Source organism: Streptococcus sanguinis, assembly GCF_900635155.1.
In the GTDB taxonomy this organism is placed as follows: Bacteria; Bacillota; Bacilli; order Lactobacillales; family Streptococcaceae; genus Streptococcus; species Streptococcus sanguinis_G.
Genome location: NZ_LR134002.1, coordinates 1,069,406 through 1,096,317, shown reverse-complemented (window position 1 = coordinate 1,096,317; position 26,912 = coordinate 1,069,406). Strand labels below are relative to the sequence as shown.

Below are 26,912 nucleotides of genomic sequence, written 5' to 3'. Positions count from 1 at the left end.
CAATGAGTAAACCAATTATTGGAATAACCGGAAATGAAAGAGAAATCCCAGACGATCACTTCATCCATATGAGCTATACGGCGACTGGATTCGTTGAGGGAGTCAAAGAAGTTGGCGGAATTCCAATAATTTTGCCAATTGGTGATGAAGAAATGGCAAAACGGTATGTTTCCGTTGTTGACAAATTAATCATCACAGGCGGTCAGAATGTATGTCCGCAGTTCTATGGGGAAGAAAAAGTCATTGAAAGCGATGATTATCTACTCAAACGGGACATTTTTGAACTTGCTTTAATCAAGGAAGCTCGCAGTCAAAATAAACCAATCTTCACCGTCTGCCGCGGAACCCAACTTTATAATGTCGCCCTAGGCGGAACTCTTCATCAAGACATTGAAGATCATTGGCAAGATAGCTCTGCTGAGTACACAACTCAAACTATGGTGACCAAAAATGGCTCTATTCTGCACGAAATTTACGGCCCTGCATCTGAAATCAACTCCTTCCACCACCAGAGTATCAAGGATTTAGCGGCTGGCCTAGAAGTCATCGCCTATGATCCTCGCGATAAGATTATTGAAGCAATCACTTCTACTGACGGTAGCCCTTTCCTTGGCGTCCAATGGCACCCAGAGTTCTTGTTTGGCTCCAGAGAAGGAGATTTAGCCCTGTTTGATTATGTTGTCAATATTCTTTAAAAGCCTCTATTTCTAGATAAACTTCTGTTCTACACGAATAGAAGTTTTTTATATTCAAGTAAATCAAATTATATCATATCTGTCTCTTCTCGGTAGCTATAGTAGTTAGACCTAGACACAATCAGATGATCCAAAAGAACCAAGCCCATCATCTCACACGCTTCTTTCATATGCTGCGTCACTTCATCATCGTTTCTGCTAGGAACGACTGATCCAGATGGATGATTGTGTACCAGTATGATAGATGTCGCCAGGTGCTTGAGAGCGTAGTGGAGAATTTCTCTCGGCTCAGCAATGCTTCTGCTTACAGTCCCCATGAAAATAGTCTGCTGGTGCAAAATTTGATTTTGACTATTAAGATAAATAGCAACCAAGCACTCTTGCCTCATGTCTCCTAGCTCTTGCTGCATCTTCTGGGCTAATTTTTGACTGCCCATAATCTGCTCTTTCTGCAGAACTTCTGCACGGTTAATCCGTCGCCCTAATTCGATAATGGCCTGTAGCTCCACAGCCTTAATCGGACCGATTCCAGAAATAGTCTGCAATTCCTGCAAAGTTAAATACTTAAGATCGTTCAAACTGGAAATAGATGATAAAATTCTTTGAGAAACTTGAAAAACAGTTTCTTTTTTGTTGCCTGTCCTGAGAAAGATTGATAGGAGTTCCTGATTACTAAGTTTTTCAGCTCCTTCTCTCATTAAACGCTCCCGTGGCATTATGCTAATATCATCTTGAAATGAAATGCTATACATAGAAACCTCCTTACCTTATTATTCGGAAAAAGAGTTAAAATCAGCAAGAATTGATACAAAAAATCTTTCATTCAGAACAAATTTTAGATAAAAAAACACTCCAAAAGTTAGAATTCTTCCTAACCTTTAGAGTGAAATATTTTTTAGTTTTTTACCTTTAAATCTGCATTTGATTATAGGATTTACTGAAAGATTCAAGAACTTCCTTAGGAGCCTTATCATACTCAACAGAACCTTCTAACGTTCCTTTGACAATAGTCCGGTTGGTTGCCGCGGCATCCTCACAAGTAACCAAAGTAATCTCTGTAACGCCTTCAGTATCCTCAATCAGATCTGTTCGATCCGGAGTTACCGTTTCAACACTGGTGATTACATAAGTATAGACTTGCTCTTTATCGGTGATATAAATCTTCATACCAGCCTTAGCACGGTCCAGTGGGGAAAAGAGCATGTTACTAGCCCCTGTGATGCCAAAGACATGGTGGCTAGCCAAGGCATAATTTCCCTGCCCCATCTGCTGGGTTTCTTTCATCGTACCAGCACCATAATACAATCCAGCATTATCCAGTCCTTTGAAGATTGGCAAATTCATGGATACTTCTGGAATTGAGATACCTCCGATAACAGGCAGTTGCTGCGCTTTCCACTGAGCATTGATGACCGCTTCTGTAGAAAGCGACTCTACCTTGTTAAAATCAAAACTTGTCTTAACGTTTTTATTCTTATCAATAGAGTCTTTAGAAACCTTGCTAACCTGATATTTGTTGGTATGCCAAACCATAATCATGTTTCGGATTTGCGCATTAAAGATTAAGCCAAGAGCCACAATAATTAATAATGTCGCAACGATATTGATAAAAATATTTCTTTTGCTTTTTTGTTTTCTTTTTCGACTTCTTTTTCCTTGTACCATATAGAGGTCCTCTTTTACGATTCGTTTTCTTCCTCTGCTACATCTTCTTTATCATCTGCTTCGACGCTTGTAAAGGTGACAATCTGTGCATTTTGGTCCAGACGCATGACCTTAACTCCCATGGTTGAGCGGCCAGTCTGAGAAATATTAGCCACACTGGTCCGAATGATGACGCCTGTATTAGTGATAATCATCAAATCTTCCTCGCCAGTAACAGTCATCAGACCAGCAAGAGGTCCGTTCTTATCAGTGATATTGGCTGTTTTAATCCCTTTACCGCCACGGCCCTTGGTTGGATACTCACTAGCAAGAGTTCGCTTACCATAGCCTTTTTCGGTAATGACAAGCACTTCGTCCCCCTCAGCAATCACACCAGCACCAACAACCTGGTCACCATCTCGAAGATTGACTCCGCGAACACCAGTCGCTATACGACTCATGCTCCGAACAGCTGTCTCATTGAAGCGGACAGAATAACCAAACTTAGTACCAATGATAACGTCTGCAGCGCCGTCTGTCAGAAAGACATTGATTAACTCGTCTTCGTCTTTCAAATTCAAAGCCTTGAGACCGTTCTGACGAATATTAGCAAATTCCGTTACACTGGTCCGTTTGACCACCCCATGACGGGTAGTAAAGAAGAGATAGGAATCATCACTGCGGTCCTGTTGGACATTAATAATGGTCTGAATGGTCTCTCCTTCATCTAACTTCAAGAGATTAACAACAGGCAAGCCCTTGGCTGTCCGACCATACTCAGGGATTTCATATCCTTTGAGACGATAGACTCGGCCTTTGTTAGTAAAGAAGAGCAGTCTATCGTGGGTACTTGTTGAAACAAGCTCTTTGACGAAGTCATCGTCTTTGACGCCAGTTCCTTGAACACCGCGGCCTCCGCGTTTCTGAGCGGTAAATTCAGCCTGATTCAGACGTTTGATATAACCTTTATTAGACAGGGTAATCAAAACATCCGCTTCCTCAATCAAATCTTCATCTTCAAGAGAAAGAACTTCCCCCACCATCAGCTCAGTTCGGCGATCATCAGCAAATTTACGCTTGACCTCGTCTAATTCTTCCTTGATAATAGCGATAACGCGCTCTGGCTTAGCCAAGATATCAGCCAAGTCTGCAATCAAGGCAATCAGCTCGTCGTATTCTGACTGAATCTTATCACGTTCCAAACCAGTCAGACGACGCAGACGCATATCAAGGATAGCCTGACTCTGGCGCTCAGACAGCTCAAACTTAGCCATCAATTCAGCTTGTGCTTCTGCGTCTGTCTCGCTATTACGGATAATGCGAATCACTTCATCAATGTGATCCAACGCAATCAGCAAACCAGCCAAGATATGAGCTCGTGCTTCTGCCTTTTCTTTATCGAAAGCAGTCCGTCGAGTCACCACTTCCTTTTGGTGCTCAATGTAGGCTAACAAAATCTCACGCAGAGATAGAATCTTTGGCACACCATTTTGAATAGCCAGCATATTGAAGCTGAAATTGGTCTGCATCTGAGTCAGCTTGAAAAGATTGTTTAAAATGACATGTGCAGAGGCATCACGACGAACCTCAATAACAAAACGTACCCCTTCACGGTTGGACTCATCACGAACAGCTGTGATACCGTCAATGCGTTTTTCCTGCACCAGACGAACAATATGCTCATGGACCTTAGTCTTATTAACCATGTAAGGAAACTCGGTTACGACAATTCGCTCACGACCATTTTTCATCTCTTCGATTTCAGTACGAGAACGAAGAACAATCGAACCCTTCCCTGTTTCATAAGCCCGGTGAATACCAGACTTGCCCATAACCAGTGCTCCTGTTGGAAAATCTGGTCCAGGTAGGACTTCCATGATGTCGCGAGTTGTTGCTTCCGGATTGTCCATGACAAGCTTAACTGCATCAATGGACTCACCAAGATTATGAGGTGGGATATTAGTCGCCATCCCAACTGCAATCCCTGTCGCTCCATTTACAAGTAAGTTAGGGAAGCGAGCAGGAAGAACTACAGGCTCTCTCTCGCTGGCATCATAGTTATCGATATAATCAACAGTGTTTTTATTAATATCACGAAGCATCTCCAGAGCAATCTTGCTCATACGTGCTTCTGTATAACGTTGAGCAGCGGCTCCGTCTCCGTCCATAGAACCGAAGTTTCCATGGCCATCTACAAGCATATAGCGATAGCTCCACCATTGAGCCATCCGCACCATCGCTTCATAAATAGAGGAGTCACCATGCGGGTGATACTTACCCATGACATCCCCTGTGATACGAGCTGATTTCTTGTGAGGCTTCTCAGGCGTCACACCCAGCTCATTCATACCATAGAGAATCCGACGGTGAACTGGCTTTAGACCATCACGAACATCTGGAAGTGCCCGAGCCACGATAACACTCATTGCGTAATCGATGAAACTAGTCTTCATTTCACTAGTCAGATTAACATTTACTAAGTTTCTGTCTTGCATTAAAAAATGCCTTTCTTTCATATTAAACTATCCTATATTATACCACATTTTCTTTAATTTTTCAGTATTTTGAACCATTTGTAAAAACGTTTACATCGCTAGATATACAAGTTGACCGTGACAAAATATGCCAAAAGTGGTAGAATGAATATGTATGGGAAATCTTTCCAAAAAAAAAATAAGGAGATGTTTAGAAATGACTGCTACTAAACAACATAAAAAAGTCATCCTTGTCGGTGACGGTGCTGTAGGTTCATCTTACGCATTTGCTCTTGTAACCCAAGGTATTGCTCAAGAACTTGGTATCATTGAAATTCCTCAATTATTTGAAAAAGCTGTCGGTGATGCTGAAGACCTTAGTCATGCCCTTGCCTTCACTTCACCTAAGAAAATCTACGCAGCTACTTATGCAGACTGTGCGGATGCAGACCTCGTTGTTATCACTGCAGGTGCACCTCAAAAACCAGGCGAAACTCGTCTTGACCTTGTTGGTAAAAACTTGGCTATCAACAAATCTATCGTTACTCAAGTTGTTGAATCAGGCTTTAACGGTATCTTCCTCGTTGCTGCTAACCCAGTGGACGTTTTGACATACTCAACTTGGAAATTCTCTGGTTTCCCTAAAGAGCGCGTTATCGGTTCAGGTACTTCACTTGACTCAGCTCGCTTCCGTCAAGCTCTTGCTGAAAAGATTGGCATCGATGCTCGTTCTGTCCATGCCTACATCATGGGTGAGCATGGTGACTCTGAGTTTGCCGTTTGGTCACATGCTAACGTTGCAGGTGTGAAATTGGAACAATGGTTGCAAGCTAACCGTCACTTGAACGAACAAGACTTGGTTGATCTTTTCATCTCCGTTCGTGATGCAGCATATTCAATCATCAACAAAAAAGGCGCAACTTACTACGGTATCGCGGTTGCTTTGGCTCGTATTACAAAAGCTATCCTTGACGATGAAAATGCTGTATTGCCATTGTCAGTCTTCCAAGAAGGCCAATATGGTGTTGAAAATGTCTTCATTGGTCAGCCTGCTATCGTTGGTGCTCACGGTATCGTACGTCCAGTAAACATCCCTCTGAACGATGCTGAAACTCAAAAAATGCAAGCTTCTGCTAAAGAATTGCAAGCAATTATTGATGAAGCATGGAAGAATCCTGAATTCCAAGAAGCATCTAAAAACTAATTATAAAAACATCTCCTGATAAAAGGGGATGTTTTTTTGTTGCTTTAAATGGATTTATTAGCAAAAATTTCAAGCAAATAAGGTACGATGAGCTCTTTCTCTAGGTCTTTTAAAGAAGTAATCCAGACAAAGTCTGTGTGCTCTTCTGGATCTAATATAATATCACGCTGCTCCGTAATTCTACCCGCATAAACTAAGCGTGTGAAAACAGTATCTTTGCTAGCATCAAACTGACTATCTTCATGGATAACCTTATCAATCCGAATCTTTTGATTAACCTCCTCCATAGCCTCGCGTAGAGTTGCCTCTCTAGGCAGTTCATTCTCTTCTACACTTCCGCCTGGAATATCCCAATAAGATGGATAAACATTAGGAAGGCCTCGCTTTATCTTAGAGCGTTTGATAAGCAAATACTTCCCCTCTTTCTCGATTAAGGTATGAGCGATTAATTTTACTGTCATTGCATGTTCCTCCAAGAAAGAGCAAAAAAAGACTCCGAAGAGTCCAATTTTAAATCATCCACCCTGAGAGAATCGAACTCCCATCTCAAGAACCGGAATCTTGCGTGATATCCATTACACTAAGGGTGGCAACTAATTCATTATAACTGATTTTCTTTGAAAATACAAGTGAAAATCAGAAAAAGAAGTTGAGAAATCTCAACTTCTTTTATCTAATTACAATTCAATATCGCCAAACAAATCAGCCATTGAGAATCCAGTTTGAGTTTCTGGAAGTTCAAAGTCACGTTTTTCTTGACGTTTTGGACGACGAGGACGTGATTGACGTTTCTCATCTTTTTGTCCTTCTTCTTGAGCTGGACGTTCTTCAAGAGCCTTGATAGAAAGTGATACACGCTCATCAGCAGCATTCACTTCAAGCACCTTAACAGTCACTTCTTGACCAACCTTAAGGGCATCCTTAGGGCTTTCAACACGTTTGTGAGAAATTTGTGAAATGTGAACAAGTCCATCAATTCCTGGCAATACTTCAACGAAAGCACCGAAATCAGTCAAACGTTTTACAGTTCCTTCAATCACATCGCCTGCCGCAAGTTTTTGCTCAACGCCATCCCATGGTCCAGGTGTTGTTGCTTTAAGAGAGAGGGATACGCGTCCTTCTTCTTCGTTCAAGTCAAGAACTTTCACTTCGATTTCATCACCAACTGATACAACAGACTTAGGTGATACGTTGCGCTCATGTGACAATTCAGTCAAGTGAACCAATCCGTCAACTCCGCCAAGGTCAATGAAAGCACCGAAGCTAGTGATGCGAGCAACTTTACCAGTTACAATATCACCAACGTTCAACTTACCAAAGACTTCAGCACGTGCTGCTGCAGCTTCAGCTTCTACAACTTCACGACGTGAAAGGATGAAGCGGTTTTCTTTTGGATCTACTTCTTTGATCTTAGCATCAAACTCTTGACCTACAAAACGCTCAGTGTTACGAACGAAACGAGTATCAAGCATTGAAGCAGGGATAAATCCACGAAGTCCTTCAAACTCAACTGAAAGTCCACCTTTAACAGCACGAGTGCCCTTAACAGTGACAACTTCTTCTTCACGACCAACCAATTTGTCCCAAGCTTTGCGAGCTTCCAAACGTTTTTTAGATACCAGGTAAGTTACGGTGTCTGTATCTTTACCTACTACTTGACGAAGAACAAGCAATTCAAGTGTTTCACCCGGTTTTACAAGGTCGTTGATATCAGCGTCGCGGTCGTTTGTCAACTCACGAAGAGTCAAAACACCTTCGACACCAGTTCCAGCGATTGCAACATTAGCTTGGTTAGCGTCAACAGTCAATACTTCAGCAGTAACGACGTCACCTGGCTCAACTTGGCTAACACTATTTAGCAAATCTTCAAATTCATTCATCTAAAAAAATCCTCCAACAATCAAGCTTTCGCTTGACATACTACTTATTTATTTTCCTAAGCACCCGCAAATGACATTGATCTATCGTTAACGATTTCCATCCTATAAAGAAATAAAACACCGAAGACATTTTATTATTTTATCAGATCTATTACCTAAGAACTGGGGTAGCTGGATTCGAACCAACGCATGAGGGAGTCAAAGTCCCTTGCCTTACCGCTTGGCTATACCCCATTAATATAAAGAATGGAGAGAGAGGGATTCGAACCCCCGAACCCGAAGGAGCGGATTTACAGTCCGCCGCGTTTAGCCTCTTCGCTATCTCTCCGACAATCAACGCTATCTATTATAACATTGATACAATGAAAATGCAAGCCCTATTTGCTTAAATTATAGGTTTCAATCAAAGTTTCCACAGCTCTTTCAAGTTTTTTATAAAAACTTTCAGCATTTCCATTTTTGATGATCGCAAACTGGCCATCTAGTTCAGCAATCTCGCCGATAACCTTCTTGCCAATAGCAAGACTATAACCGTCAAATTGGTCTGCTCCGACTTTCACTTTGCTATCTGTGATTTGAATTTCAATCTTTTTGTCTTTTTTACTCATAACTTACCTCTTTCAAATTTCTATTGTACACGAAAAAGGCTGACTACGCAAGCTATCTTGGGCTAGAATTACAGAAAAACTGCCCAATCAAGGACAGCTTTTAGATTATACTTTCACAATCCAACCTTCTGGCGCTTCTATATCACCGAACTGGATACCAATCAATTCGTCATACAGCTTGCGAGTGACTGGGCCGACTTCTGTTTCGCTATAAAAGACATGGAAATCTTCGCCGTGCTGGATACCTCCGATAGGAGAAATAACTGCAGCTGTTCCGCAAGCTCCCGCTTCAGTGAATTTACCCAAATCTGCCAGTGGAACATCGCCCTCAATCGGTTTGAGTCCTAGTCTATGCTCCGCCAGATAAAGCAAAGAGTACTTGGTGATGGATGGCAAGATTGAGGGACTGAGCGGTGTTACAAACTCATTATCCTTGGTGATACCAAAAAAGTTGGCCGACCCCACTTCTTCAATCTTGGTATGGGTGGCAGGATCCAGATAAATCACATCAGAGAAATGCTTATCCTTAGCAATCTTTCCTGGTAATAAGCTAGCAGCGTAATTGCCACCCACTTTTGCCGCACCAGTTCCGTGAGGTGCAGCGCGGTCATAGTCATCTGACACAATGAAATTAGTCGGAGTCAGACCGCCTTTGAAGTAGTTGCCGACTGGCATTACAAAAATAGTGAAAATGTATTCTTCAGCTGGCTTCACTCCGATAATATCGCCGACTCCAATCAAGAGAGGCCGAATATAAAGGGTTCCGCCTGTTCCGTATGGTGGAACATATTCTTCATTAGCTCGGACAACCTGCTTAACTGCATCCACAAACATTTCTGTTGGAACCTGCGGCATGAGCAAGCGATCAGCTGTCAGCTGTAAACGCTCCGCATTTTTATCCGGACGGAAAAGCTGAATACTACCGTCCTTAGTTCGATAAGCCTTCAGACCTTCAAAAGCCTGCTGGCCATAGTGAAGGCTAGGAGACGACTCAGAGATATGGAGCGTAGCGTCCTCTGTTAATGTTCCTTTTTCCCACTGGCCATTGCGATAGTATGCTAAATAGCGATAAGGCAGTTTCATATAGGAGAATCCTAGATTTTCCCAGTCGAGATTTACAGTCATGATCTTTTTCCTCTTCTTCCAAACTTCATTTTTAGATACTCCCTATTTTACACCTTTTTAAGATATTTTCAAGTATTATTTTCAATTTTCAGAAAATTTTGTTATTCAACCTTTTGTGCCACTATCAAAATTTTAGAAATTGAAAAAACCAGCTCCTGCGAACTGGTTTGATGATTACTTGATGTAAGCTGAGAAGACTTCTTCGTCTGAAATGGTATCAGAAATGAAGCTGCCGTTGCTAGTTCTCTCAGACAGGCTAAGATCAGCTAGATTAATCTCATAGGCAGTTCCTTTATTGGAAAGCACCTGCAAAATCTGCTCCTCACTGGCTTCTGCTTCTGTTGTGAAGAGGTCAAAGTCCACTGCTTCACCAAAGACTGGTCCAGCTGCAAAGACACGATGCGGCTTGGTCTTAAGATCTCTCAGAACTTGAAGACCGCGATTTGCCCGACTGGTAACAGGAATATCTGCGACTGCCATACGCTTGATCGAACCGCGCTGAGTCAGGAGGTAGAGCGAGTCTGTATTGGCGATAAAGGCTGCCGCTAGGACATCGTCTTTCTTGAGATTGATGGCTTTAACCCCAGCTGCCTTAGCTCCGATGACAGGAACTTCCTCAATATTGAAGCGAAGGGCATAGCCATTCTTGGTCACGAGCATAACATCATCCAGCTTAATCGGCGCCAGAGCAATAACCTGATCTTCTTCATTTTTTAGTTTAGCAAACTTAAGCGATTTGGACTTGTAAGTCCGCCAAGGACTAAATTCCTTGCGCTCTACACGCTTGATTTGACCTAGTTTAGTCGCTGCAAAGTAAGTGCCCTCCTCAAAGCTGTCCAGCAATTCTGTATAGATAACCTCTTCCTTGGTATCAAAATTGCTGATGGTCTGGCTGAGGTGTTCTCCGATTTCTTTCCAGCGGATGTCTGACAGCTCATGAACAGGCCGGTAAATAACATTTCCCAGGCTAGTGAAAATCAGCAAATGCTGGGTCGTCTTGGCTGGACTGACAAAAACCAGTCGATCATCGTCACGCTTGCCCATCTCCTCTAGAGTTGAAGCAGAGAAGGAACGCGGACTTGTCCGCTTGATATAACCAGAACGAGTCACGCTGACATAAGTCTCTTCCTCAACAATGAGACTAGCTGTATCAATCTCAATGGCGTTTGCCGTATCCTGCAGCTCACTGAGACGCGGATTGCCGAACTTCTTCTTGACATCACGGAGCTCACGCTTCATGAGGTTATACATGGTGCGCTCATCACCGATAATAGCAGCCAGCATCGCAATCTTCTCGCGCAGCTCTGCTTCTTCCTCTTCCAGAACCACTACGTCTGTATTTGTCAAACGGTAGAGTTGGAGAGTGACGATAGCCTCAGCTTGCTCCTCAGTGAAATCATAGCTGACTTTAAGATTTTCCTTGGCGTCTGCTTTGTTTTCTGAAGCACGAATCAGGGCAATCACCTCGTCCAAGATGGAAATAACCCGAATTAATCCTTGCACGATATGCAGTCGTTTCTCAGCCTTGGCCTTGTCAAAACGGCTGCGAGCCAGAATAATCTCCTTGCGGTGGGCAATGTAGCTGGTCAAGATTGGCACAATTCCCACCAAACGCGGCGTGAAATTGTCAATCGCCACCATGTTGAAGTTGTAATTAACTTGCAAATCAGTGTACTTAAAAAGGTAGTTGAGAATCAGCTCAGTATTGGCGTCTTTCTTGAGCTCAATGGCAATGCGAAGACCGTCCCGGTCGGATTCGTCCCGTACCTCAGCAATGCCGGCCACCTTGTTATTGACCCGAACATCGTCAATCTTTTTGACCAAGACTGCTTTATTAATCTCGTAAGGAATCTCGGTGATGACGATTTGCTCTTTACCACCCTTCAGCTTTTCAATCTCAGTTCTGGAACGCACCACGACGCGACCTTTACCAGTCTCATAGGCTTTCTTGATCTCATCACGGCCTTGGACAATGGCTCCTGTCGGGAAGTCTGGACCAGGCAGAAACTCCATGAGTTTGTCCACCTTGGCAGACGGATGGTCTATCATATAGATGACCGCGTCAATGACTTCGGCTAGATTATGAGGTGGAATATCAGTCGCATAACCAGCAGAAATCCCAGTTGCTCCATTGACCAAGAGATTAGGAAAGGCTGCCGGCAGAACAGTCGGCTCCTTCTCGGTATCATCGAAGTTCCAAGCAAAAGGAACGGTATCTTTCTCGATATCCTGCAAAAGATAGTCAGCCATCTCAGATAAGCGCGCCTCAGTATAACGCATAGCCGCCGGTGGATCACCGTCCATTGAGCCATTGTTCCCGTGCATCTCAACGAGAATCTCACGGTTTTTCCAATCCTGAGACATACGAACCATGGCATCGTAGATGGAGCTGTCGCCGTGGGGGTGGAAATTCCCCATGATGTTTCCGACAGACTTAGCAGACTTGCGGTAGCCCTTGTCAAAGGTGTTGCCGTCCTTGTTCATCGAATAAAGAATACGGCGCTGAACAGGCTTCAAGCCATCGCGAATGTCCGGCAAGGCCCGCTCTTGAATGATGTATTTGGAGTAGCGAGCAAAACGCTCTCCCATGATGTCCTCAAGGGACATGTTTTGAATGTTGGACATAATAATTCTCTTTTTATTTTTCTTTTTAATAATAACTAGAAGCTAAGCCTCTCCTCAGCATACTCAAGCATCTTCTCTGCGGTTGCTTTGTCATAGTGGAGGCCAGTTTTGAGAGAGAATGCCTGGGCTTCTTTGTGGAAAAAGCGCATGGTAGATAAGAGAGACCTGGTGATTTTTTTCTGGTCAGAAAAGTCAAGCAAGGCTGCAAATTCTTTCTCTTTTTCAGCAGGCAAATGCTGAAAGAGGTATTTGTAGTTCTTGCCAACATCGACCGTCCCCTTATCTGCTGCCACTTGCCAAGCTAAAAGCTTGAGCACTTCTTGCTGGCAGATTCCATACAAATGATCCGTCGCATAGACAAGGTGGTTCCGATGAATGCCCTTAACCACATAAGCTGACACCCACCAGAATTCATTGCAGGATTTGTCAAAGTCAGTCGCACTAGCTGGTGTCGTCCAATAGCGCTTGGGTGTCGGTGAATAAGGAGCAAACAGCCCCTGCGGGTCAGTCAGCACCGTGAAATCCGCTTCGCTATCCACCCACTTTTTGATGTGCTCCTTTGGGCAAAGGGTCAAATCTATCCGATTGCCATCCTCAAAAAGCATGAGATAGAGGCGGCGATGGTCTAGTAGGACATGTTGCTCAATCATGCGCTTGCCGAATCTGTCCAACCAAGCAAGGTCAGCTGTCAGAGCATCCAAATCTTCCACAATGTAGACCACATCATAGTCTTGGAACTCGTCCTTGGAAGCCTTTGGGTTTGTCCGTGAACCGGACATAGCGACAGCATCAACCTGTAGCTCTTTTGCGGTTTGCAAAATCGCATCAAACATCTCGGTTTCAGTTCTCATGGGAATACCTACCTTTTTAGTTGAAACTCTTGATTCTGTAGAGGACATGTCTATAAAGGGGACTGTCTGCTGGAACTTTTTCATTATCAAATTCTTTGACAAATTCCATGCCTAGCTTTTGCATGACTTTTTGCGAAGGGAGATTGAGCAAGGATGTAAAAGAGTAAACTTCTGACAAGCCAGCTTGCTGGAAAGCGAAGTCTAGACAGGCTTGGGCAGCCTCCGTCGCATAACCACGATTCCAAAATTCTTTTCGCAGACGCCAGCCGATTTCTACAGCTTCTTTTCCAGCAAAAATCCGCAAATCCGAATGGTGCAGACCTACCAAGCCGATAAACTCCTGACTGTCCTTTTCTTCAACAGCCCAAAGACTGTAGCCATAAGCCGTAACTTCATCTTGAATGCCCTGATAAAGTCGCAAGGACTCCGCTTGACTATATGGCTTCGGAAAATACTGCATGATCTCCGAATCCTGATTCAGAGCAATCAAAGCCGGCAAATCTGATTCCTGCAAGTCCCGCAAGATCAGACGGTCTGTTTCAAGAATAGTCATCTAAACCCTCCTCTGCAAACTTTCTTACCTCACAACTCCTCAGCTTTATATAGGCTATAGCCTTCATAGTAGTAACTATGGTCTACGCCCTTCATGTAGAGGTTGCGGTTATGAATGTCCTTTGTGAGGGCTTACTGATTTTTTCTTCCATCTTGGCTAATTCAAGCGAATCCGTCAGACCCAGTTTATTGGGTTGGCTCCTCTCATTCAGATTTCCTAAGCCCTGTTCCCACAGCTTTAAAACCTACTGTCTGATAAAATCCATCCGCTTCTGATATTAATTCAATGCGAGTTAAAGGATGTTTTTGATGAATTTCAGTGATCAATCGCCGTCCCAATCCTTTTCCGCGATAGGCTTTATCAATGATAATCTCAGCTAAAAAGGTCGTCATGACTTCATCTGTCAAGTAGCGGGCAAAACCAAGGATTTTCTGGTTCTCTTCAACTACCAAGTAATGGGACAGATTTGTTGAAAATAGTGATTTCACTTTTTCCTCTGTAAAAGAAATCCATTTTTCATTTTGATAAAGAGCATAAATAGCTTGAAAATCTTTTGTGCTTGCAGGTCTGATTATCATTTTCTACTCCTTTCAAATCCGATGCGACCACTAACAATTTTTCAACTCAAATTTAGTTATATTCTAGTTACTCTCCGACGCTTCTTCCTTCGCCTTCTTAGCAGGTTTGCGTTTTTTGTAGCGGTTGCGGATAGTGTTGAGATGGTCTCGAAGATTGACCACGTGAGTTCTTTCAGGATAAGCGTAAGCAATGATTGCAGTGAAATCAACAAGAAAATCATAGATTTCTTGGAGCTTGTGGCGGACGTTCTTATTCTGGCTCGGCGTCTTGCCCTTGAGCTCAGTCAGTCGCTCCTTGTAGACCTTCTCAAAGGCCTTCTGAGCAGCAGCCAGACTGTCGACATGGGCTTCCAGATGAAGCTTAACTAGCGCTGTCTGGTAGGCCGGCTTTTTCAGCTCTTGGACTAGGTGGTTAATGCCCTCGGTCTCTTTTTCCAAGCTAGTGCCAGCTAGGCCGGTGTAGTTTTTCAGGAGCTGAGACAGGGTCTCATAAGCTTCCTTGGTCGCTGCATCCTTGACCCGTGCAAAGGCCCGAACCAAAGATTGGAGCGTACCCAAGGCATCATCTCGCTCGCGGTCAGCCTGATCCAAACTAGCCACCAGCTTGCTGGACTTGGTCTGATGAAGCCCGCCCTGCAGCTGTTCCAGAAGTTTGTCCATCTCATCCAGCTTGGTCGTGTAAATGCCATCCACCTTATTTTCCTTGATAAATGCCGCAACCTCGCTCCGACTCTCAGACATGAGCTGGAAAAATTCGTTGTTTTCTAAAGTCTGAACATCTACACTAGTAATTCCATAAATTTTTTTCATTTCTATAATCTCCTAAATTTTTTATTTATTTTAACTTTAATTCCCGTTTTACCTTTTCTGATTTTCTGAAAAGGTTTTTTGCTTTAAAACTGCTTTCCAGAAAAACAAACGTTCGTCTTTTACTTGAAAAATACTCGCCAGATTTTCTGCCAAACAGAATTTGCCCAAAAATGCCTTATCAGAAAATCTGACGACCTCACTTAAGCTCTGGCGAGCTTGACAGAAAATCTGGTGAGGGTCTCTAGGACTAAGGAAGAGAATTCCTTGTGGGGGATATGTTATTTTGGGGGTTAAACCCTGATTTATAGATGTATCTATTATTTTTATCCCTTCGAATTAAATACTTTTCACGTTTTTTTATAAGCCTTAAAAATTTTTCCGTACTTAATAACTTCTCTTTATACTTCTCACCACCATGATAGTAACACTTCTTCAACTCTTTGTACCTTGGTTTTTCTAAAAGCAGTTGCTCTTGGAAAATTTCTTGAGCTATTGCGTATTCTTTTTCACGTCTATTGCTAATTAATAAGTCTAAAAACGTACTTGATATTGTGAAAAAAACAACTGATAGAGTCCACGGTAACTTATTTTTCCAATCAATATCGAAAACGAGGGTAGAAATTGCAAGAACGGATAAAATCATAGCTGGGCTAACAATTAAAGCTTCAACTTGAAAAACAGGTTGGCTTTTAATCAAATCACTTAAATACAACCATAAAATAAACGATGATATCGAAACGAGTGTTATCGTAAGAACTAAATTCTCTCCAAGACCATATTGCTTCGATGTGTTTTTTAGAATATCAGAAAAAAATAGTGGCCATATAGTCAACGGCAATAGTGACGGTAATTTTCTGAGCCATTTAATCTTTGCTCTATACTGTTTAGGAAACCTAGAAATGAGCCATTCTATAAATATAACAAGTTCAGGAATTATGGATCTGATAACCCCAAATACTACTATCAGAAATAGAATAATTATAAAACCAACAAAAACACTCAAAAATATGAAATCCTTATCAGATAACTTAAGTTTTGGAAAGATAACAAATAAAAATATATACAGTATAAAAGTTGTCGGTATCATACTAAAGAGATACTTAATTGCATCATTTTTCTGTCTTAAATTAATATCATCTTGATTATCAAGTATTTTTAAAACTTCTAAATTCTCTATTTTTCGTTTAGAATCTTTATAACTATAATTAGGTTCCGTATATCTATAGATCTTATCTATAGATATATCCATCCAATCGGAGAGATTAACCTTCCAACGCTCAATGTTCTCTATCATCCTTCTCAAAACACCATCTCCCCACTCTCCTCAAGCGTAAACTTGACATTATCCTCAATCCACTTGCGGCGTGGTTCGACCTTGTCACCCATGAGGACATTGACGCGGCGTTCGGCGCGGGCCAGGTCTTCGATGGTGACACGGATGAGGGTGCGGGTTTCGGGATTCATGGTCGTCTCCCAGAGCTGGTCGGCGTTCATTTCACCGAGCCCCTTGTAGCGCTGAAGCATAGCCCCCTTGCCAAACTTGCGGCGCAGGTCGTCCAACTCGCCATCGGTCCAGGCATACTCGACGACTTCGCTCTTGCCCTTGCCCTTGGACATCTTGTAGAGAGGCGGCAGGGCGATATAGACGCGACCAGCCTCAACTAGCGGGCGCATATAGCGATAGAAAAAGGTCAGCAGCAAGGTCTGGATATGGGCACCGTCGGTGTCCGCATCAGTCATGATGATGATCTTGTCATAGTTGGCATCCTCAAGGGTAAAGTCTGTACCAACACCCGCTCCAATCGTGTAGATCATGGTGTTGATTTCTTCATTCTTGAGAATGTCAGCCATCTTAGCCTTGGCAGTATTGATGACCTTACCGCGTAGAGGCAGAATAGCTTGGAACTTACGGTCACGGCCTTGCTTGGCGGAGCCACCGGCAGAGTCTCCCTCGACCAGATAGAGTTCGTTCTTGGTCGGATTCTTGGACTGGGCTGGAGTCAGCTTACCAGAGAGCAAGCCCTTGTCTTTTTTATTCTTCTTCCCATTACGGCTTTCATCACGCGCCTTGCGGGCCGCTTCTCTGGCATCTCTGGCCTTGATAGCCTTGCGGATGAGATTGGATGCCAGTTCGCCATTTTCCAAGAGGAAGAAAGTCAGCTTGTCAGAGACGATGGAGTCCACGGCAGGACGAGCCAAAGGGCTGCCCAGCTTGTCCTTGGTCTGGCCTTCAAACTGCAGGTGCGCCTCAGGGACTAGGATGGACAGGACAGCAGCCAGACCTTCGCGGTAGTCCGAACCTTCCAGATTCTTGTCCTTTTCCTTGAGCAGGCCCGTCTTTCTGGCATAGTCGTTCATGGCCTTGGTAATTGCGGTCTTGAGACCCGTCTCATGGGTACCGCCGTCCTTGGTGCGAACGTTATTGACAAAGGACAGGATATTATCGGCGTAGCCGTCGTTATACTGGAGAGCCACCTGAACTTGGAAGCCGCTCTCCTCGCCCTCGAAATAGAGAACAGGAGTCAGGGTTTCCTTGTCTTCATTGAGATAGCTGACAAAGTCTTCAACGCCATTCTCATAGTGGAACTCTACTTCTTCGCCAGTCCGCGCATCAGTCAGCGACAGACGGACATTCTTGAGTAAGAAGGCGGATTCCTTCAGCCGCTCCGCAATAGTGTTGTACTTGAAGTCTGTCGTTGAAAAAATCGTATCGTCCGGCATGAAGGTCACTTTGGTCCCAGACTTGGACTTAGGTGCAGTGCCGATTTTCTTGAGCGTAGTGACTGGTTTTCCGCCATTTTCAAAGCGCTGCTTGTAAACAGTCCCATCCCGCGTGATTTCCACTTCCAGCCAGCTAGACAGGGCATTGACAACAGAGGACCCTACACCGTGGAGACCGCCTGAGGTCTTATAGCCACCTTGGCCGAACTTACCACCGGCGTGGAGAACGGTGAAGATGACCTCAACCGTAGGAATGCCCATAGCGTGCTTGCCGACTGGCATCCCGCGTCCGTGGTCTGCGACAGTCAGACTGCCGTCCTTGTTAATCGTCACATCGATCCGGTCGCCGAAACCTGACAGGGCTTCATCGACAGCATTGTCCACAATCTCCCAGACCAGATGGTGAAGTCCGGCTCCGTCGGTCGATCCGATATACATCCCCGGACGTTTGCGGACTGCATCCAACCCTTCTAATACCTGAATGGCATCGTCATTATAATTGTTAATATTGATTTCCTTTTTTGCCACAAGAACCTCCTAATGATTCATCTTTTCTATCTTACAAGTTTTTGGCAAATATTGCAAAGATTTTTTTGAAAAAAATGCTGATGAGGACTGATTTTACACGAAGAACAATCCAATATCCGAGTAGACATTTCCTGCTATAAATTCTATCCTTTTCTATTGTAAGAAAGCGAAATAATGGTATAATAAAATCATGATGAACACGATAATTGGATTAATACTAGCATACTTACTGGGCTCTATTCCGACTGGACTTTGGATTGGGCAAATTTTCTTTAAAAAGAACCTGAGAGAATACGGCAGCGGCAATACCGGAACGACCAATACTTTCCGTATTTTAGGAAAGACAGCGGGGACGGCTACTTTTGCTATTGACTTTCTCAAAGGAACTGCAGCGACCCTGCTGCCTTTCTTTTTGCATATTGAGGGAGTTTCGCCGCTTGTCTTTGGCCTCTTGGCTGTGATAGGCCATACTTTCCCTATCTTTGCTGGCTTTAAGGGCGGCAAGGCAGTGGCAACCAGTGCAGGGGTTGTTCTGGGCTTCTCACCAGCATTCTTTGTCTATCTGATTGTCATCTTTGCCAGCATCCTTTATCTAGGAAGTATGATTTCTCTGGCAAGTGTGCTCTCAGCAGTCATCGCTATCCTGTCGGCGCTGCTCTTTCCTCTAGTTGGCTTTATCCTGCCCAGCTATGACCTCTTCTTCACTTTGATTATCATTGCGCTGGCTTTGATTATTATCCTTCGGCACAAGGACAATATCCAACGTATCAAACAGAAAAAAGAAAACTTAATCCCTTGGGGCTTGAATATCACCCATCAAAAGCCTGAGGCTAAGAAATAAAACGGAAGTGAACAACTTCCGTTTTATTGTGTCTTCTAACTAGTCTTCTTTATGACTTTTCTTGATTCCTGCCAATCCAAAGAATCCTAAAACCATACCAACTAGACTCAAAGCAACTGTTGATTCGCTGCCTGTCTGAGGCAGCACTTTAGCTGCAGGATCCTTTGTGAAGGTCTTGGCAACATGAACTGCTACTTGCTTGGTTTGTTTTGGAGTATTAACCAGTGGAGCTGCCTGTTTTGCAGGATCAGCTGCTTTGGCACCAGCTGGGTAGGAAGCCGCATTAGCTGGATCCGTTCCTTGCTTGATTTCTTCAATATCTGTGTAGCCATCACCATCTGTATCCTTAGTGGATGAAATAGAGATAGCACGTGAGTTTGGATTGATAACCGCATAGGCTGTCAAATCAGCTTTTGCAAGATAGTCTGCGAAAGCCACATCCATAGATGGTCCTTCCTCACGAGGGCCACCCAGCATGGTATAACCATCACCACCAGCAGCCAAGAAATCATTAGTCGTCAGATAGTAGGTCTTATTTGGATCAAGAGGCTCATAAACACCCGTTTCTTTGTTCTTAATCTCAATGTGGAGGACACGCTGATTGGCCGGCAGAGTCGTGTCGTAGTAGACTTTAGCACCAGAGATTTGCAGGTAACCACCGCTTGGTTCTAGCAGGGGTTGTCCGTTCTCATCCAGCACAGGCTTGCCATCTTTTTCCTGAAGAATAGAGCCTAGAGATTTGGCAAACATATCTGCGATATTTTGACCAGTTACCTTGATTTGAGAAATAGTATTTCCAAAAGGCAATACGGCGATAACATTTCCCTTGGTGATTGGTTTGTCTTTGGCAATAGTTTCGCGCAGGCCGCCTCCGTTAGTAACTGCCAGGTCTGTTTTGTTGGCAAAGCCAGTTTGACCATAATCGTAGAGAGCATCGGCTACGACATTACCCAGATTGGTTTCCCGAACGCGGACATTTTCACGGTCGCCATTAAGCTCTACTGGGCTGTTTGCAACGATAACCTTGGCATTATCTGAGTCGTACTTAGCTTTAATCTTGCTGACCATGTCTGCAACAACTGGGTCTGGAGCGACTTTTTTAGCTGTTTCAGCAGGGATTTGCTGAGGATTACCTAGCAGTTGATTGGCCTTGAAAGTCACTTTTCCGATATTGTGTAGGTAGCTACCGGTCTGGTTGTAAGTTACATTGTCACCATAAGTCGTAGACTCTACTGTGTGGGAGTGGCCGTCAATAACGGTTACACGCTTACCTTTGAGCTTAGGATTTTTAGAAAGGGCTTCAGCCAAAGTTGAACCGCGCCACTCAGTCGGAGTTGTCGTGTCAACGCCCAAGTGAGCTAGAACAACATAGTTTTTGTAGTTCTTTCCTTCTGCCGCTGCGCGTGCTTCGATTTCGTCAATGACGCGATTAACTTCTGTGATTGGATCAGTGAAGGTCACACCTTGGACGTTTTTAGGGTGAGTTTTTGTAGCAGTTTCTGGTGTTGTCACACCGATTACTACAAACTCATCTCCCTCAACCGCTGGGTCCTTGTCAACAATGGTAGAAGCTTGGAAAACTCGAGCATTATTGGCGTAGGTATTGGAGCTGAGAAGTGGGAATTTAAGAATTTCCTTGTATTTTTTCGCCTCATCTAGACCAAAGTCAAACTCATGGTTACCGACTGCCATAGCATCGTAGCCAATTTCATTGAGGATTTTCGCACGTTCTTCCCCTTTGGAACTATTGGAAATTGGCAGCCCTTGGAAGGCATCACCCGCATCCACAACAAGCACTTTAGGATTTTTAGCGCGCTCTTCCTTAATAACAGTAGCCAACTTAGCATCACCGATAACGCCTTTTTCCTCTACGATGCGGCCATGCACATCGTTAGTATGGAGAATCGTAGCCTCTGGCAGATTTTCAGACTGGGCTGGTGCTGCAGCGGCTTCTGTCGCAGCTGGACCAGCTGTATTCTGACTATCTGCTGGCTTTTCTTCTGCTGAAGCTGCTGGAGCAGTTGGTTGCGCTGCAGAAGCTGTCTCAGCAGCTGGCTGATTGGTCAACTCGGCCGCCGCTGGCTCTGGACTAGCAGCTGCCTCTTCTGCAGAGACTTGATGCGACAAAAAAGCAGGTGCCAAAAGCACTGTTGATAGAACAGGTAAGATGAAAAATTTCTTCTTCATATAACGAACACTCCTCTTTAGTATTTTGTTATATTATACCTCTTTTTGGTTTAAAAAGGAACTATATCCTTAATATTTCAACAAACATTCGGTTTTTCAGAAATTTTCTGGAAAGTTTTCTGTGTTAAAAAGACTCTGAAATTCATCAGAGTCTGAACTATATTATCCTTCAAAGACAATTTCCCCATCACAAATAGTAAACTTCACTTGGCCTTTAAGATTTTCACCAACGAAAGGTGAATTGGCAGCCTTGGAGGCAAAGTGATCAGTCACAAGTCTATTCTCTTCTGGGTCAAATATTGTCAAATCGGCAGGACCATCCTGAGCAATGAAGCCAGCATCGAAACCATACAACTGAGCCGGATTAAGAGTCATTTTCTCCAAAAGTTCCATCAAACTCAGATGACCAGCCTCTACCAGATAGGTCAGCCCCAGTGAGAGCGAGGTCTCAAGACCAGTCATACCAGAAGGCGCTTTAGTGATGTCTTCAACATTTTTCTCGTCAGCATGATGGGGAGCATGGTCCGTCGCAATGACAGAAATGACACCAGATTTGAGCCCATTGATAACCGCCAGACGGTCCGATTCTAAGCGAAGAGGCGGATTCATCTTAGCATTGCTGCCTTTGGTCAATAGCAAAGCTTCTGTCTTAGAGAAGTGCTGAGGTGCTGCTTCAGCAGTGACTTGAGCGCCTAGCTTCTGAGCGAATTCCACCACCTTTACACTCTCAGCCTTGGACAAATGCTGGATATGCACATGAGCCTTTGCATCATAAGCAATCATGACATCGCGGGCAATCATGCTGTATTCTGCCACACCTGTCGCACCGCAGATATGAAAATGCTCTTTGGCGATATGTTCGTTGAAACCAAGTATGCCGTTGAGATTAGGATCTTCCTCATGCAAGCTGATAAAGGTGTCATTTTTACGTGCTTCCACGAGCGCCTTGCGGACAATGCCAGCGTTGGTCAGCGGAATACCATCATCAGAAAAACCTACTGCACCAGCTGCCAAAAGACCTTGGAAGTCTGTCAGATGCTGCCCATCAAAATTCTCTGTAATTGTTGCAACCGACTTGATATGGATATTTTCACGACTAGCCGACTCTAGCACTTCTTTCAGAGTTTCAACTGTAGAAATGGTCGGATTGGTATTGGCCATCATAACAACTGTCGTAAAGCCCCCTGCTGCTGCTGCCAAAGCCCCTGTATGAATGTCTTCCTTATGAGTCTGGCCTGGCTCCCGAAAATGAACGTGTATATCCACCAAACCTGGAGCCACCACCAAACCACTGGCATCAATAACTTTTGCTCCTTCTGCCTGCAAATCTTGTCCAATTTTGACAATTTTCTTCCCCTCAACCAAGAGGTCGGAAATTTGGTCAAAACCAGTCTTAGGATCCATAACTCGTCCGTTTTTGATTAATAGCATCATCTTATCTCCTTATTCGTAAAAGTCCACCTGCGTATCCAATAGCTTATCTCCGTCATAAACAAACTTTGCAGAAAAGAAAGGCTTGTCTTCTAAAAGCCACTCAACAAAAGTATGATCGCCTTCCCAGGTTGGTTTAGATAAAATCTGGTCATAGGGCACCCATTCCAAAGTCCCTTCGTTGCATTCAATCAGTTCACCCTCGAACTCAGTCACCTTAAAAACATAGGTGTACCAGTCCAAGTCGGGAGTAAACTCTGGAAAAGTAATAACGCCTTTGAGAACAGGTTTAGCCTTTAGTCCTGTTTCCTCTAGAATCTCGCGTGCAGCGCATTCCTGCGGGGTTTCTCCTCGCTCTAGCTTGCCACCGACACCAATCCACTTCCCAGCATGAACATCATTGGGCTTTTTGTTGCGGTGCAGCATGAGAAACTCCCGGCCATTATCGATATAACAAATCGTTGCTAACTGAACCATACTACCTCCTAAGCTAACCAATCGATAGGATCCAAGCCCTTAGCCACTAAGAAATCATTGGTACGAGAAAAAGGTTTACTACCAAAGAAACCACGGTAAGCAGACAGCGGACTTGGGTGAGCTGACTCGATTATCAAATGTTGCGAATTGCTTATCAAGGCTTTTTTCTTGCGGGCATAGGAACCCCATAGGATAAAGACAACTGGATCAGACTTTTCATTAACTACTTTGATAATAGCATCTGTAAAAGGCTCCCAGATTAAGCCGGCATGCGCATTGGCCTGGCCAGCCGGCACTGTCAGACCAGCATTGAGCAAGAGAACACCCTGCTGAGCCCAGGAAGTCAAATCATGCGACTCCTTCACTCCAATATCATCAGCCAATTCTTTGAGAATATTCTGCAAAGAAGGCGGAGCTGGAATGTCATCAGGTACAGAGAAACTCAAGCCCTGTGCCTGTCTCGGTCCGTGGTAGGGATCCTGCCCTAAAATAACCACCTTAACATCCGCTAAATCTGTCGTCTGAATCGCATTAAATACCTTTTCCCGAGGTGGGTAAATGGTCCCTGAAGCATACACTTCATCTAAAAAATGATTGATTTTTGCAAAATAACCTTCCGGCAGCTGCTCCTTAATCAAAGCATGCCAAGCTGAATGCTGCATATATGTCTCCTTACGTCTCAATTTCACGAACTTGTTCATCTAGCTCTATGGCCGGATAATGGTCGGCTAGATAAGAACTAAAACGACTCCAATTTTTCTCTTTGTACCTAAATGGCATAAACTGTTCCCTATAATCTTGATTTCTGACAATAAGGAAGAATTTCGGCGGCAAAAGAGACTTGCTTTTCTTGCCCTTGTATCGACTATATTTCTGATATTTATTCAAGAAAATCTGCCAAATTTGAGAATCAATCTTCCTAAAACAGAAATAGTTATGATAAGTAATGAGGCAATCCTTATAAATCAAAAGCTTTAATTCTTTGTCATGAAAGTCAGCCTCTTCTTCTATTGTTTCAAAATCAGGAGTTGGAGATAATTCCTCCGTCATTATTTTAAGATATTTTCTATGCCTGCTGATATGCTCAGTTAATTCAAGAAATCGAACAAAAGTGAAACCAGAAATAATAATTCCACCAGCGACCCCTACATAAGCACTTTTTCTCTCACTCTTACTCGCTTCTTCCCGTACATATCCACTTCCGTTATGAATCAAATAGGAAAAAGCAAAAACGGTCAGCAAGATCAAAAGCATAAGAAAAACAATTTTGTATATAAAATAAAAAAACAAACTTCTCTTTATCATAAAATTTTAGAGACTTCCTCCTTGGAACAAGGCAATAAATAATTTTTTCCTATCTAATCCACCTAAGTGCTCTTCTTAGTTCTGCTGTGCCATTTTCCAGAAAACAAGAACCGTGGGCTAGGATGATTTTTTCTGGTTGCCAAGCCAGCATCTGCTCTAGACATTCTTTGGCTTCTTTTTGATGACCGATAAAGGTCATACGGTAGTCAATAGGCGTCTGACCATCTGGAGCTGCAACTCGAACTAACTTATAAGCCTTGCCACGAAGCTGACTTGGAAAACGCTCTGTTTCAAAATTCTCAATCAAATCTGTCAAAATCAAGGTTTGACTGTCCCTATGAAAAAAGACAACTTCCTCAATATAAGTACTTCCCTTGAAAACCAACTGTTCTATCTGGTCTCCCCAAGCTTCTGGAGCCTCATCCGTCAGTTTTTCATCAAAAGTGACTGAAATTTTCTGCTTGGTCGCTCTCTCCTCAACTCCTGGGCTAGACCAAGCAATTGCCTCAGGATAACGCTTCTTCCAGTCAGCTATATAAGCATAGTGAATCTTATTAGATGAAACAAGGTGTGCGACTGGTCCCAAAGCGTCCAACTGGTCAAACAAGGCTTGATTTGGCTGGATTGGTGAATGGCACCATAGCTGTCCATTTGCTAACTTGATGACAGTCATGCGGGTTGAAAAGGGGAGATTTATCAGCACCGCATCCATCTCAATCAAATCACCGTCGACAATCCAGATATTGTCTGCAATAGGCGTCAAGCTATAAAGCGGTTCATAGATAGGAACAGGTCTTTTCATTTCAAAGATTCCTTCTTTCTAGTCCAAAAGCGAAACTTCCCTAGGGCTTGTGGGTACTGAGATAAGCCCACAGCAGACAGAATCAAAATCTGTGGCAAAAACTGAATCAGATATCTCGTCTTTCCTCCCTCGAAAATCTGCAAAAAGAGCAGGCCACCAAAAACAGCTAAGGTTAGAAAATTCAGTTCATCACTGAAGCGATATTTCCAAAGAGCAAAGACAAGTCCTGCTGCCATGACAATCCAAACCACCTGCTTGGACAGCGAGAAATAGACAAATTCTGACTTGTCAGTGTTCAGGAAGAAGTCACGGACAAACTGAGTAAAAGGATTATTCTTCGTATCTTGGTAAAAAGGCGATATATAAGGTGTCTTTTCATTTTCGACACTGCGGTAGAGCCAGCCCAAATCTCCTTCTGCTACAGTCAAAGACTGCTTATGGAAGAGATGATGAGCGAAAGTCAAAGGATTATATTCACTTAAGCGCCGCTTGATTTCCTTGATAACATATTCCTTGGCAAACATACCGTTGTTGTAATAAGCTTGCTTATCAGGCTCAATATACTGCAAGAGCCCTTCTTTCATATCTTCCTGATTGTGGCCATTGAAGGTCAGACCTAGATTAATAAAGAGCAAGGGGCCTTTTGCCAATCCCTCTCCCTCCATAATCGGCACTTCCGTCTGATGCTTGGACCAGTAATGCAGCGGGGCATAGCTAATCGCAAAACTGCAAGCAAAAACGACCAGTGTCAGAAAGAACTTCTTCCAATTCTTTTTGAACAAGAGAACTCCGAAGACAGCTATCAGCAGAATCATTACTGTTGGTCTAAAGAAGAAAGCCAGACTTGTCATTAGCCCAAGCAAAATACCGCGCCAAACCAGCTGTCTGCTAGTCTCCTCTCCCTTCAGCAACCCCAGAACTAGAAAAATTTGCAGACTAATGAAAGGCAGGGGCGGAATATCCGTATACATTGAAAAGAAATAAGGAGAAAAGCCCAGTAAAAGCACATAAAGACTAAATACAGCATCTGCAGTTTTTTGTGAAAAATACTTTTGGCAACCCTTATAGAGAATCAAGGCCGTTACGTTAGTATAAACAATATTCAAGGCCTGCATGACCCATAGACCAGATTCCCCAAATACATTAAAGAAAAAACGCTCGTAGAGAAATAGTGAGACATTGTTAGGATTCCGGGTCAGATAGCTGGAAATGGAGCTTTCTTTCAGAGTTTTGAAAGCTCCTGTAAAGACTACTGCTGCATCCCGCCTAATCAAAAGCTCTGCTGAAAAGAGCATAATCAGCTGAAAAATAAAGGCAGCTACCATAACAAGAAATTTATGCTTCATCAGCCAATGATAGGACTTTTCTAGCAAATGCCGATAGCGATAGGCCAGATAAGCTAACCCAGCAAAGGCAATTATAGCTATACTATTCAGCTCTGCAACATGCCAGATGGCAATCAGAAACCAGTGAACAGCCGTAATCAGCATAACTTTCTGTAATATCGAAAAGGATAGATGATAAATCTTAGACATAGCTCTATTATACCAAACACAGAGACTTTAAGCCATTT

Annotated in this window: 23 protein-coding genes, 3 tRNA genes and 2 pseudogenes; 3 read left to right on the top strand and 25 right to left on the bottom strand. The window is 43.5% G+C overall.

Annotated features, from left to right (window positions below; genetic code table 11):
- Window positions 1–2 precede the first annotated feature (2 nt).
- Window positions 3–695 (top strand): gamma-glutamyl-gamma-aminobutyrate hydrolase family protein, encoded by a 693-nt coding sequence (locus tag ELZ47_RS05655; protein ID WP_125331028.1) that lies wholly within the window; start codon window positions 3–5, stop codon window positions 693–695.
- A gap of 68 nt (window positions 696–763) precedes the next feature.
- On the opposite strand, the gene radC is transcribed toward ELZ47_RS05655, so the two are convergent.
- From radC to gyrA, 3 genes are all read right to left on the bottom strand, one after another.
- Window positions 764–1,447, bottom strand: coding sequence for a RadC family protein (gene radC / locus ELZ47_RS05650; RefSeq protein ID WP_002930545.1), 684 nt, complete (start codon window positions 1,445–1,447; stop codon window positions 764–766).
- Between the two features lie 157 nt (window positions 1,448–1,604).
- The gene (locus ELZ47_RS05645) at window positions 1,605–2,360 is read right to left on the bottom strand and encodes a class A sortase (protein WP_126435537.1); all 756 of its coding nucleotides are present in this window, start codon (window positions 2,358–2,360) and stop codon (window positions 1,605–1,607) included.
- Window positions 2,361–2,374: 14 nt separating this feature from the next.
- Window positions 2,375–4,834, bottom strand: a complete 2,460-nt coding sequence (gene gyrA / locus ELZ47_RS05640) for a DNA gyrase subunit A (RefSeq protein ID WP_164549635.1) — start codon at window positions 4,832–4,834, stop codon at window positions 2,375–2,377.
- A 196-nt stretch (window positions 4,835–5,030) separates the two neighbouring features.
- Here gyrA and ELZ47_RS05635 point away from each other — a divergent pair, with 196 nt between their 5' ends.
- The gene (locus ELZ47_RS05635) at window positions 5,031–6,017 is read left to right on the top strand and encodes an L-lactate dehydrogenase (protein ID WP_002930548.1); all 987 of its coding nucleotides are present in this window, start codon (window positions 5,031–5,033) and stop codon (window positions 6,015–6,017) included.
- A 44-nt stretch (window positions 6,018–6,061) separates the two neighbouring features.
- Here the strand turns inward: ELZ47_RS05635 and ELZ47_RS05630 are convergent, their stop codons facing one another.
- The 15 genes and pseudogenes from ELZ47_RS05630 to parE all read right to left on the bottom strand — a co-directional run bounded on the left by ELZ47_RS05630 (window position 6,062) and on the right by parE (window position 18,296).
- Entirely contained in the window at window positions 6,062–6,478 is a 417-nt protein-coding gene (locus ELZ47_RS05630; protein WP_126435535.1) for an NUDIX hydrolase, read from the bottom strand.
- 57 nt (window positions 6,479–6,535) lie between these two features.
- Window positions 6,536–6,607 (bottom strand) — tRNA-Arg (locus ELZ47_RS05625).
- Window positions 6,608–6,694: 87 nt separating this feature from the next.
- Window positions 6,695–7,897, bottom strand: a complete 1,203-nt coding sequence (gene rpsA / locus ELZ47_RS05620) for a 30S ribosomal protein S1 (RefSeq protein WP_002897515.1) — start codon at window positions 7,895–7,897, stop codon at window positions 6,695–6,697.
- A gap of 162 nt (window positions 7,898–8,059) precedes the next feature.
- Window positions 8,060–8,131: transfer RNA gene (locus ELZ47_RS05615), tRNA-Gln, on the bottom strand.
- A gap of 13 nt (window positions 8,132–8,144) precedes the next feature.
- Window positions 8,145–8,225 (bottom strand) — tRNA-Tyr (locus ELZ47_RS05610).
- A 49-nt stretch (window positions 8,226–8,274) separates the two neighbouring features.
- Entirely contained in the window at window positions 8,275–8,505 is a 231-nt protein-coding gene (locus tag ELZ47_RS05605; RefSeq protein WP_002895433.1) for a DUF2969 domain-containing protein, read from the bottom strand.
- A gap of 105 nt (window positions 8,506–8,610) precedes the next feature.
- Window positions 8,611–9,636, bottom strand: a pseudogene (locus tag ELZ47_RS05600) (branched-chain amino acid aminotransferase); the annotation flags it as partial.
- A gap of 168 nt (window positions 9,637–9,804) precedes the next feature.
- Window positions 9,805–12,255, bottom strand: a complete 2,451-nt coding sequence (gene parC, locus ELZ47_RS05595) for a DNA topoisomerase IV subunit A (protein ID WP_126435534.1) — start codon at window positions 12,253–12,255, stop codon at window positions 9,805–9,807.
- Window positions 12,256–12,290: 35 nt separating this feature from the next.
- A complete protein-coding gene (locus ELZ47_RS05590; protein ID WP_126435533.1) occupies window positions 12,291–13,106 on the bottom strand; it encodes an aminoglycoside 6-adenylyltransferase in 816 nt (271 codons plus the stop codon).
- Window positions 13,107–13,122: 16 nt separating this feature from the next.
- Window positions 13,123–13,659 carry a GNAT family N-acetyltransferase gene (locus ELZ47_RS05585; protein WP_126435532.1) on the bottom strand — a complete coding sequence of 179 codons (537 nt, stop codon included), beginning with the start codon at window positions 13,657–13,659 and terminating at the stop codon, window positions 13,123–13,125.
- Between the two features lie 29 nt (window positions 13,660–13,688).
- Window positions 13,689–13,790: pseudogene (locus ELZ47_RS11970) on the bottom strand (cell filamentation protein Fic); the annotation flags it as partial.
- Window positions 13,791–13,862: 72 nt separating this feature from the next.
- Window positions 13,863–14,237, bottom strand: a complete 375-nt coding sequence (locus ELZ47_RS05575) for a GNAT family N-acetyltransferase (RefSeq protein WP_126435531.1) — start codon at window positions 14,235–14,237, stop codon at window positions 13,863–13,865.
- 63 nt (window positions 14,238–14,300) lie between these two features.
- Complete coding sequence (locus tag ELZ47_RS05570; RefSeq protein WP_126435530.1) at window positions 14,301–15,047, bottom strand: DUF6261 family protein; 747 nt, start codon at window positions 15,045–15,047, stop codon at window positions 14,301–14,303.
- A gap of 247 nt (window positions 15,048–15,294) precedes the next feature.
- On the bottom strand, window positions 15,295–16,350 hold the full coding sequence (locus tag ELZ47_RS05565) for a hypothetical protein (RefSeq protein WP_126435529.1): 1,056 nt from the start codon (window positions 16,348–16,350) through the stop codon (window positions 15,295–15,297).
- Window positions 16,347–18,296, bottom strand: a complete 1,950-nt coding sequence (gene parE / locus ELZ47_RS05560) for a DNA topoisomerase IV subunit B (protein ID WP_126435528.1) — start codon at window positions 18,294–18,296, stop codon at window positions 16,347–16,349. The genes ELZ47_RS05565 and parE overlap by 4 nt, the downstream gene beginning before the upstream one ends.
- Window positions 18,297–18,486: 190 nt before the next feature.
- On the opposite strand from parE, the gene plsY reads away from it, so the two are divergent.
- Window positions 18,487–19,137, top strand: coding sequence for a glycerol-3-phosphate 1-O-acyltransferase PlsY (gene plsY, locus ELZ47_RS05555; RefSeq protein WP_126435527.1), 651 nt, complete (start codon window positions 18,487–18,489; stop codon window positions 19,135–19,137).
- 39 nt (window positions 19,138–19,176) lie between these two features.
- On the opposite strand, the gene nt5e is transcribed toward plsY, so the two are convergent.
- From nt5e to ELZ47_RS05520, 7 genes are all read right to left on the bottom strand, one after another.
- Window positions 19,177–21,324 carry a cell surface ecto-5'-nucleotidase Nt5e gene (gene nt5e, locus ELZ47_RS05550; RefSeq protein WP_126435526.1) on the bottom strand — a complete coding sequence of 716 codons (2,148 nt, stop codon included), beginning with the start codon at window positions 21,322–21,324 and terminating at the stop codon, window positions 19,177–19,179.
- A 162-nt stretch (window positions 21,325–21,486) separates the two neighbouring features.
- Window positions 21,487–22,755, bottom strand: a complete 1,269-nt coding sequence (locus tag ELZ47_RS05545) for a dihydroorotase (protein WP_125331104.1) — start codon at window positions 22,753–22,755, stop codon at window positions 21,487–21,489.
- A gap of 12 nt (window positions 22,756–22,767) precedes the next feature.
- Window positions 22,768–23,232, bottom strand: coding sequence for an NUDIX hydrolase (locus ELZ47_RS05540; protein ID WP_126435525.1), 465 nt, complete (start codon window positions 23,230–23,232; stop codon window positions 22,768–22,770).
- Window positions 23,233–23,240: 8 nt separating this feature from the next.
- Entirely contained in the window at window positions 23,241–23,894 is a 654-nt protein-coding gene (locus ELZ47_RS05535; RefSeq protein ID WP_125331017.1) for a uracil-DNA glycosylase, read from the bottom strand.
- 10 nt (window positions 23,895–23,904) lie between these two features.
- Window positions 23,905–24,537 carry a hypothetical protein gene (locus ELZ47_RS05530; RefSeq protein ID WP_125331016.1) on the bottom strand — a complete coding sequence of 211 codons (633 nt, stop codon included), beginning with the start codon at window positions 24,535–24,537 and terminating at the stop codon, window positions 23,905–23,907.
- Window positions 24,538–24,586: 49 nt separating this feature from the next.
- Window positions 24,587–25,339 (bottom strand): DUF4336 domain-containing protein, encoded by a 753-nt coding sequence (locus ELZ47_RS05525; protein WP_126435524.1) that lies wholly within the window; start codon window positions 25,337–25,339, stop codon window positions 24,587–24,589.
- Window positions 25,336–26,874, bottom strand: a complete 1,539-nt coding sequence (locus tag ELZ47_RS05520; protein WP_125331014.1) for a glycosyltransferase family 39 protein — start codon at window positions 26,872–26,874, stop codon at window positions 25,336–25,338. The genes ELZ47_RS05525 and ELZ47_RS05520 overlap by 4 nt, the downstream gene beginning before the upstream one ends.
- Window positions 26,875–26,912 lie beyond the last annotated feature (38 nt).

Bases quoted from the DNA above. Each gene is read 5' to 3' on its own strand.
- ELZ47_RS05655 (WP_125331028.1), top strand. From the start codon at position 3: ATGAGTAAACCAATTATTGGAATAACCGGAAATGAAAGAGAAATCCCA.
- radC (WP_002930545.1), bottom strand. From the start codon at position 1,447: ATGTATAGCATTTCATTTCAAGATGATATTAGCATAATGCCACGGGAG.
- ELZ47_RS05645 (WP_126435537.1), bottom strand. From the start codon at position 2,360: ATGGTACAAGGAAAAAGAAGTCGAAAAAGAAAACAAAAAAGCAAAAGA.
- gyrA (WP_164549635.1), bottom strand. From the start codon at position 4,834: ATGCAAGACAGAAACTTAGTAAATGTTAATCTGACTAGTGAAATGAAG.
- ELZ47_RS05635 (WP_002930548.1), top strand. From the start codon at position 5,031: ATGACTGCTACTAAACAACATAAAAAAGTCATCCTTGTCGGTGACGGT.
- ELZ47_RS05630 (WP_126435535.1), bottom strand. From the start codon at position 6,478: ATGACAGTAAAATTAATCGCTCATACCTTAATCGAGAAAGAGGGGAAG.
- rpsA (WP_002897515.1), bottom strand. From the start codon at position 7,897: ATGAATGAATTTGAAGATTTGCTAAATAGTGTTAGCCAAGTTGAGCCA.
- ELZ47_RS05605 (WP_002895433.1), bottom strand. From the start codon at position 8,505: ATGAGTAAAAAAGACAAAAAGATTGAAATTCAAATCACAGATAGCAAA.
- parC (WP_126435534.1), bottom strand. From the start codon at position 12,255: ATGTCCAACATTCAAAACATGTCCCTTGAGGACATCATGGGAGAGCGT.
- ELZ47_RS05590 (WP_126435533.1), bottom strand. From the start codon at position 13,106: ATGAGAACTGAAACCGAGATGTTTGATGCGATTTTGCAAACCGCAAAA.
- ELZ47_RS05585 (WP_126435532.1), bottom strand. From the start codon at position 13,659: ATGACTATTCTTGAAACAGACCGTCTGATCTTGCGGGACTTGCAGGAA.
- ELZ47_RS05575 (WP_126435531.1), bottom strand. From the start codon at position 14,237: ATGATAATCAGACCTGCAAGCACAAAAGATTTTCAAGCTATTTATGCT.
- ELZ47_RS05570 (WP_126435530.1), bottom strand. From the start codon at position 15,047: ATGAAAAAAATTTATGGAATTACTAGTGTAGATGTTCAGACTTTAGAA.
- plsY (WP_126435527.1), top strand. From the start codon at position 18,487: ATGATGAACACGATAATTGGATTAATACTAGCATACTTACTGGGCTCT.
- nt5e (WP_126435526.1), bottom strand. From the start codon at position 21,324: ATGAAGAAGAAATTTTTCATCTTACCTGTTCTATCAACAGTGCTTTTG.
- ELZ47_RS05545 (WP_125331104.1), bottom strand. From the start codon at position 22,755: ATGCTATTAATCAAAAACGGACGAGTTATGGATCCTAAGACTGGTTTT.
- ELZ47_RS05540 (WP_126435525.1), bottom strand. From the start codon at position 23,232: ATGGTTCAGTTAGCAACGATTTGTTATATCGATAATGGCCGGGAGTTT.
- ELZ47_RS05535 (WP_125331017.1), bottom strand. From the start codon at position 23,894: ATGCAGCATTCAGCTTGGCATGCTTTGATTAAGGAGCAGCTGCCGGAA.
- ELZ47_RS05530 (WP_125331016.1), bottom strand. From the start codon at position 24,537: ATGATAAAGAGAAGTTTGTTTTTTTATTTTATATACAAAATTGTTTTT.
- ELZ47_RS05525 (WP_126435524.1), bottom strand. From the start codon at position 25,339: ATGAAAAGACCTGTTCCTATCTATGAACCGCTTTATAGCTTGACGCCT.
- ELZ47_RS05520 (WP_125331014.1), bottom strand. From the start codon at position 26,874: ATGTCTAAGATTTATCATCTATCCTTTTCGATATTACAGAAAGTTATG.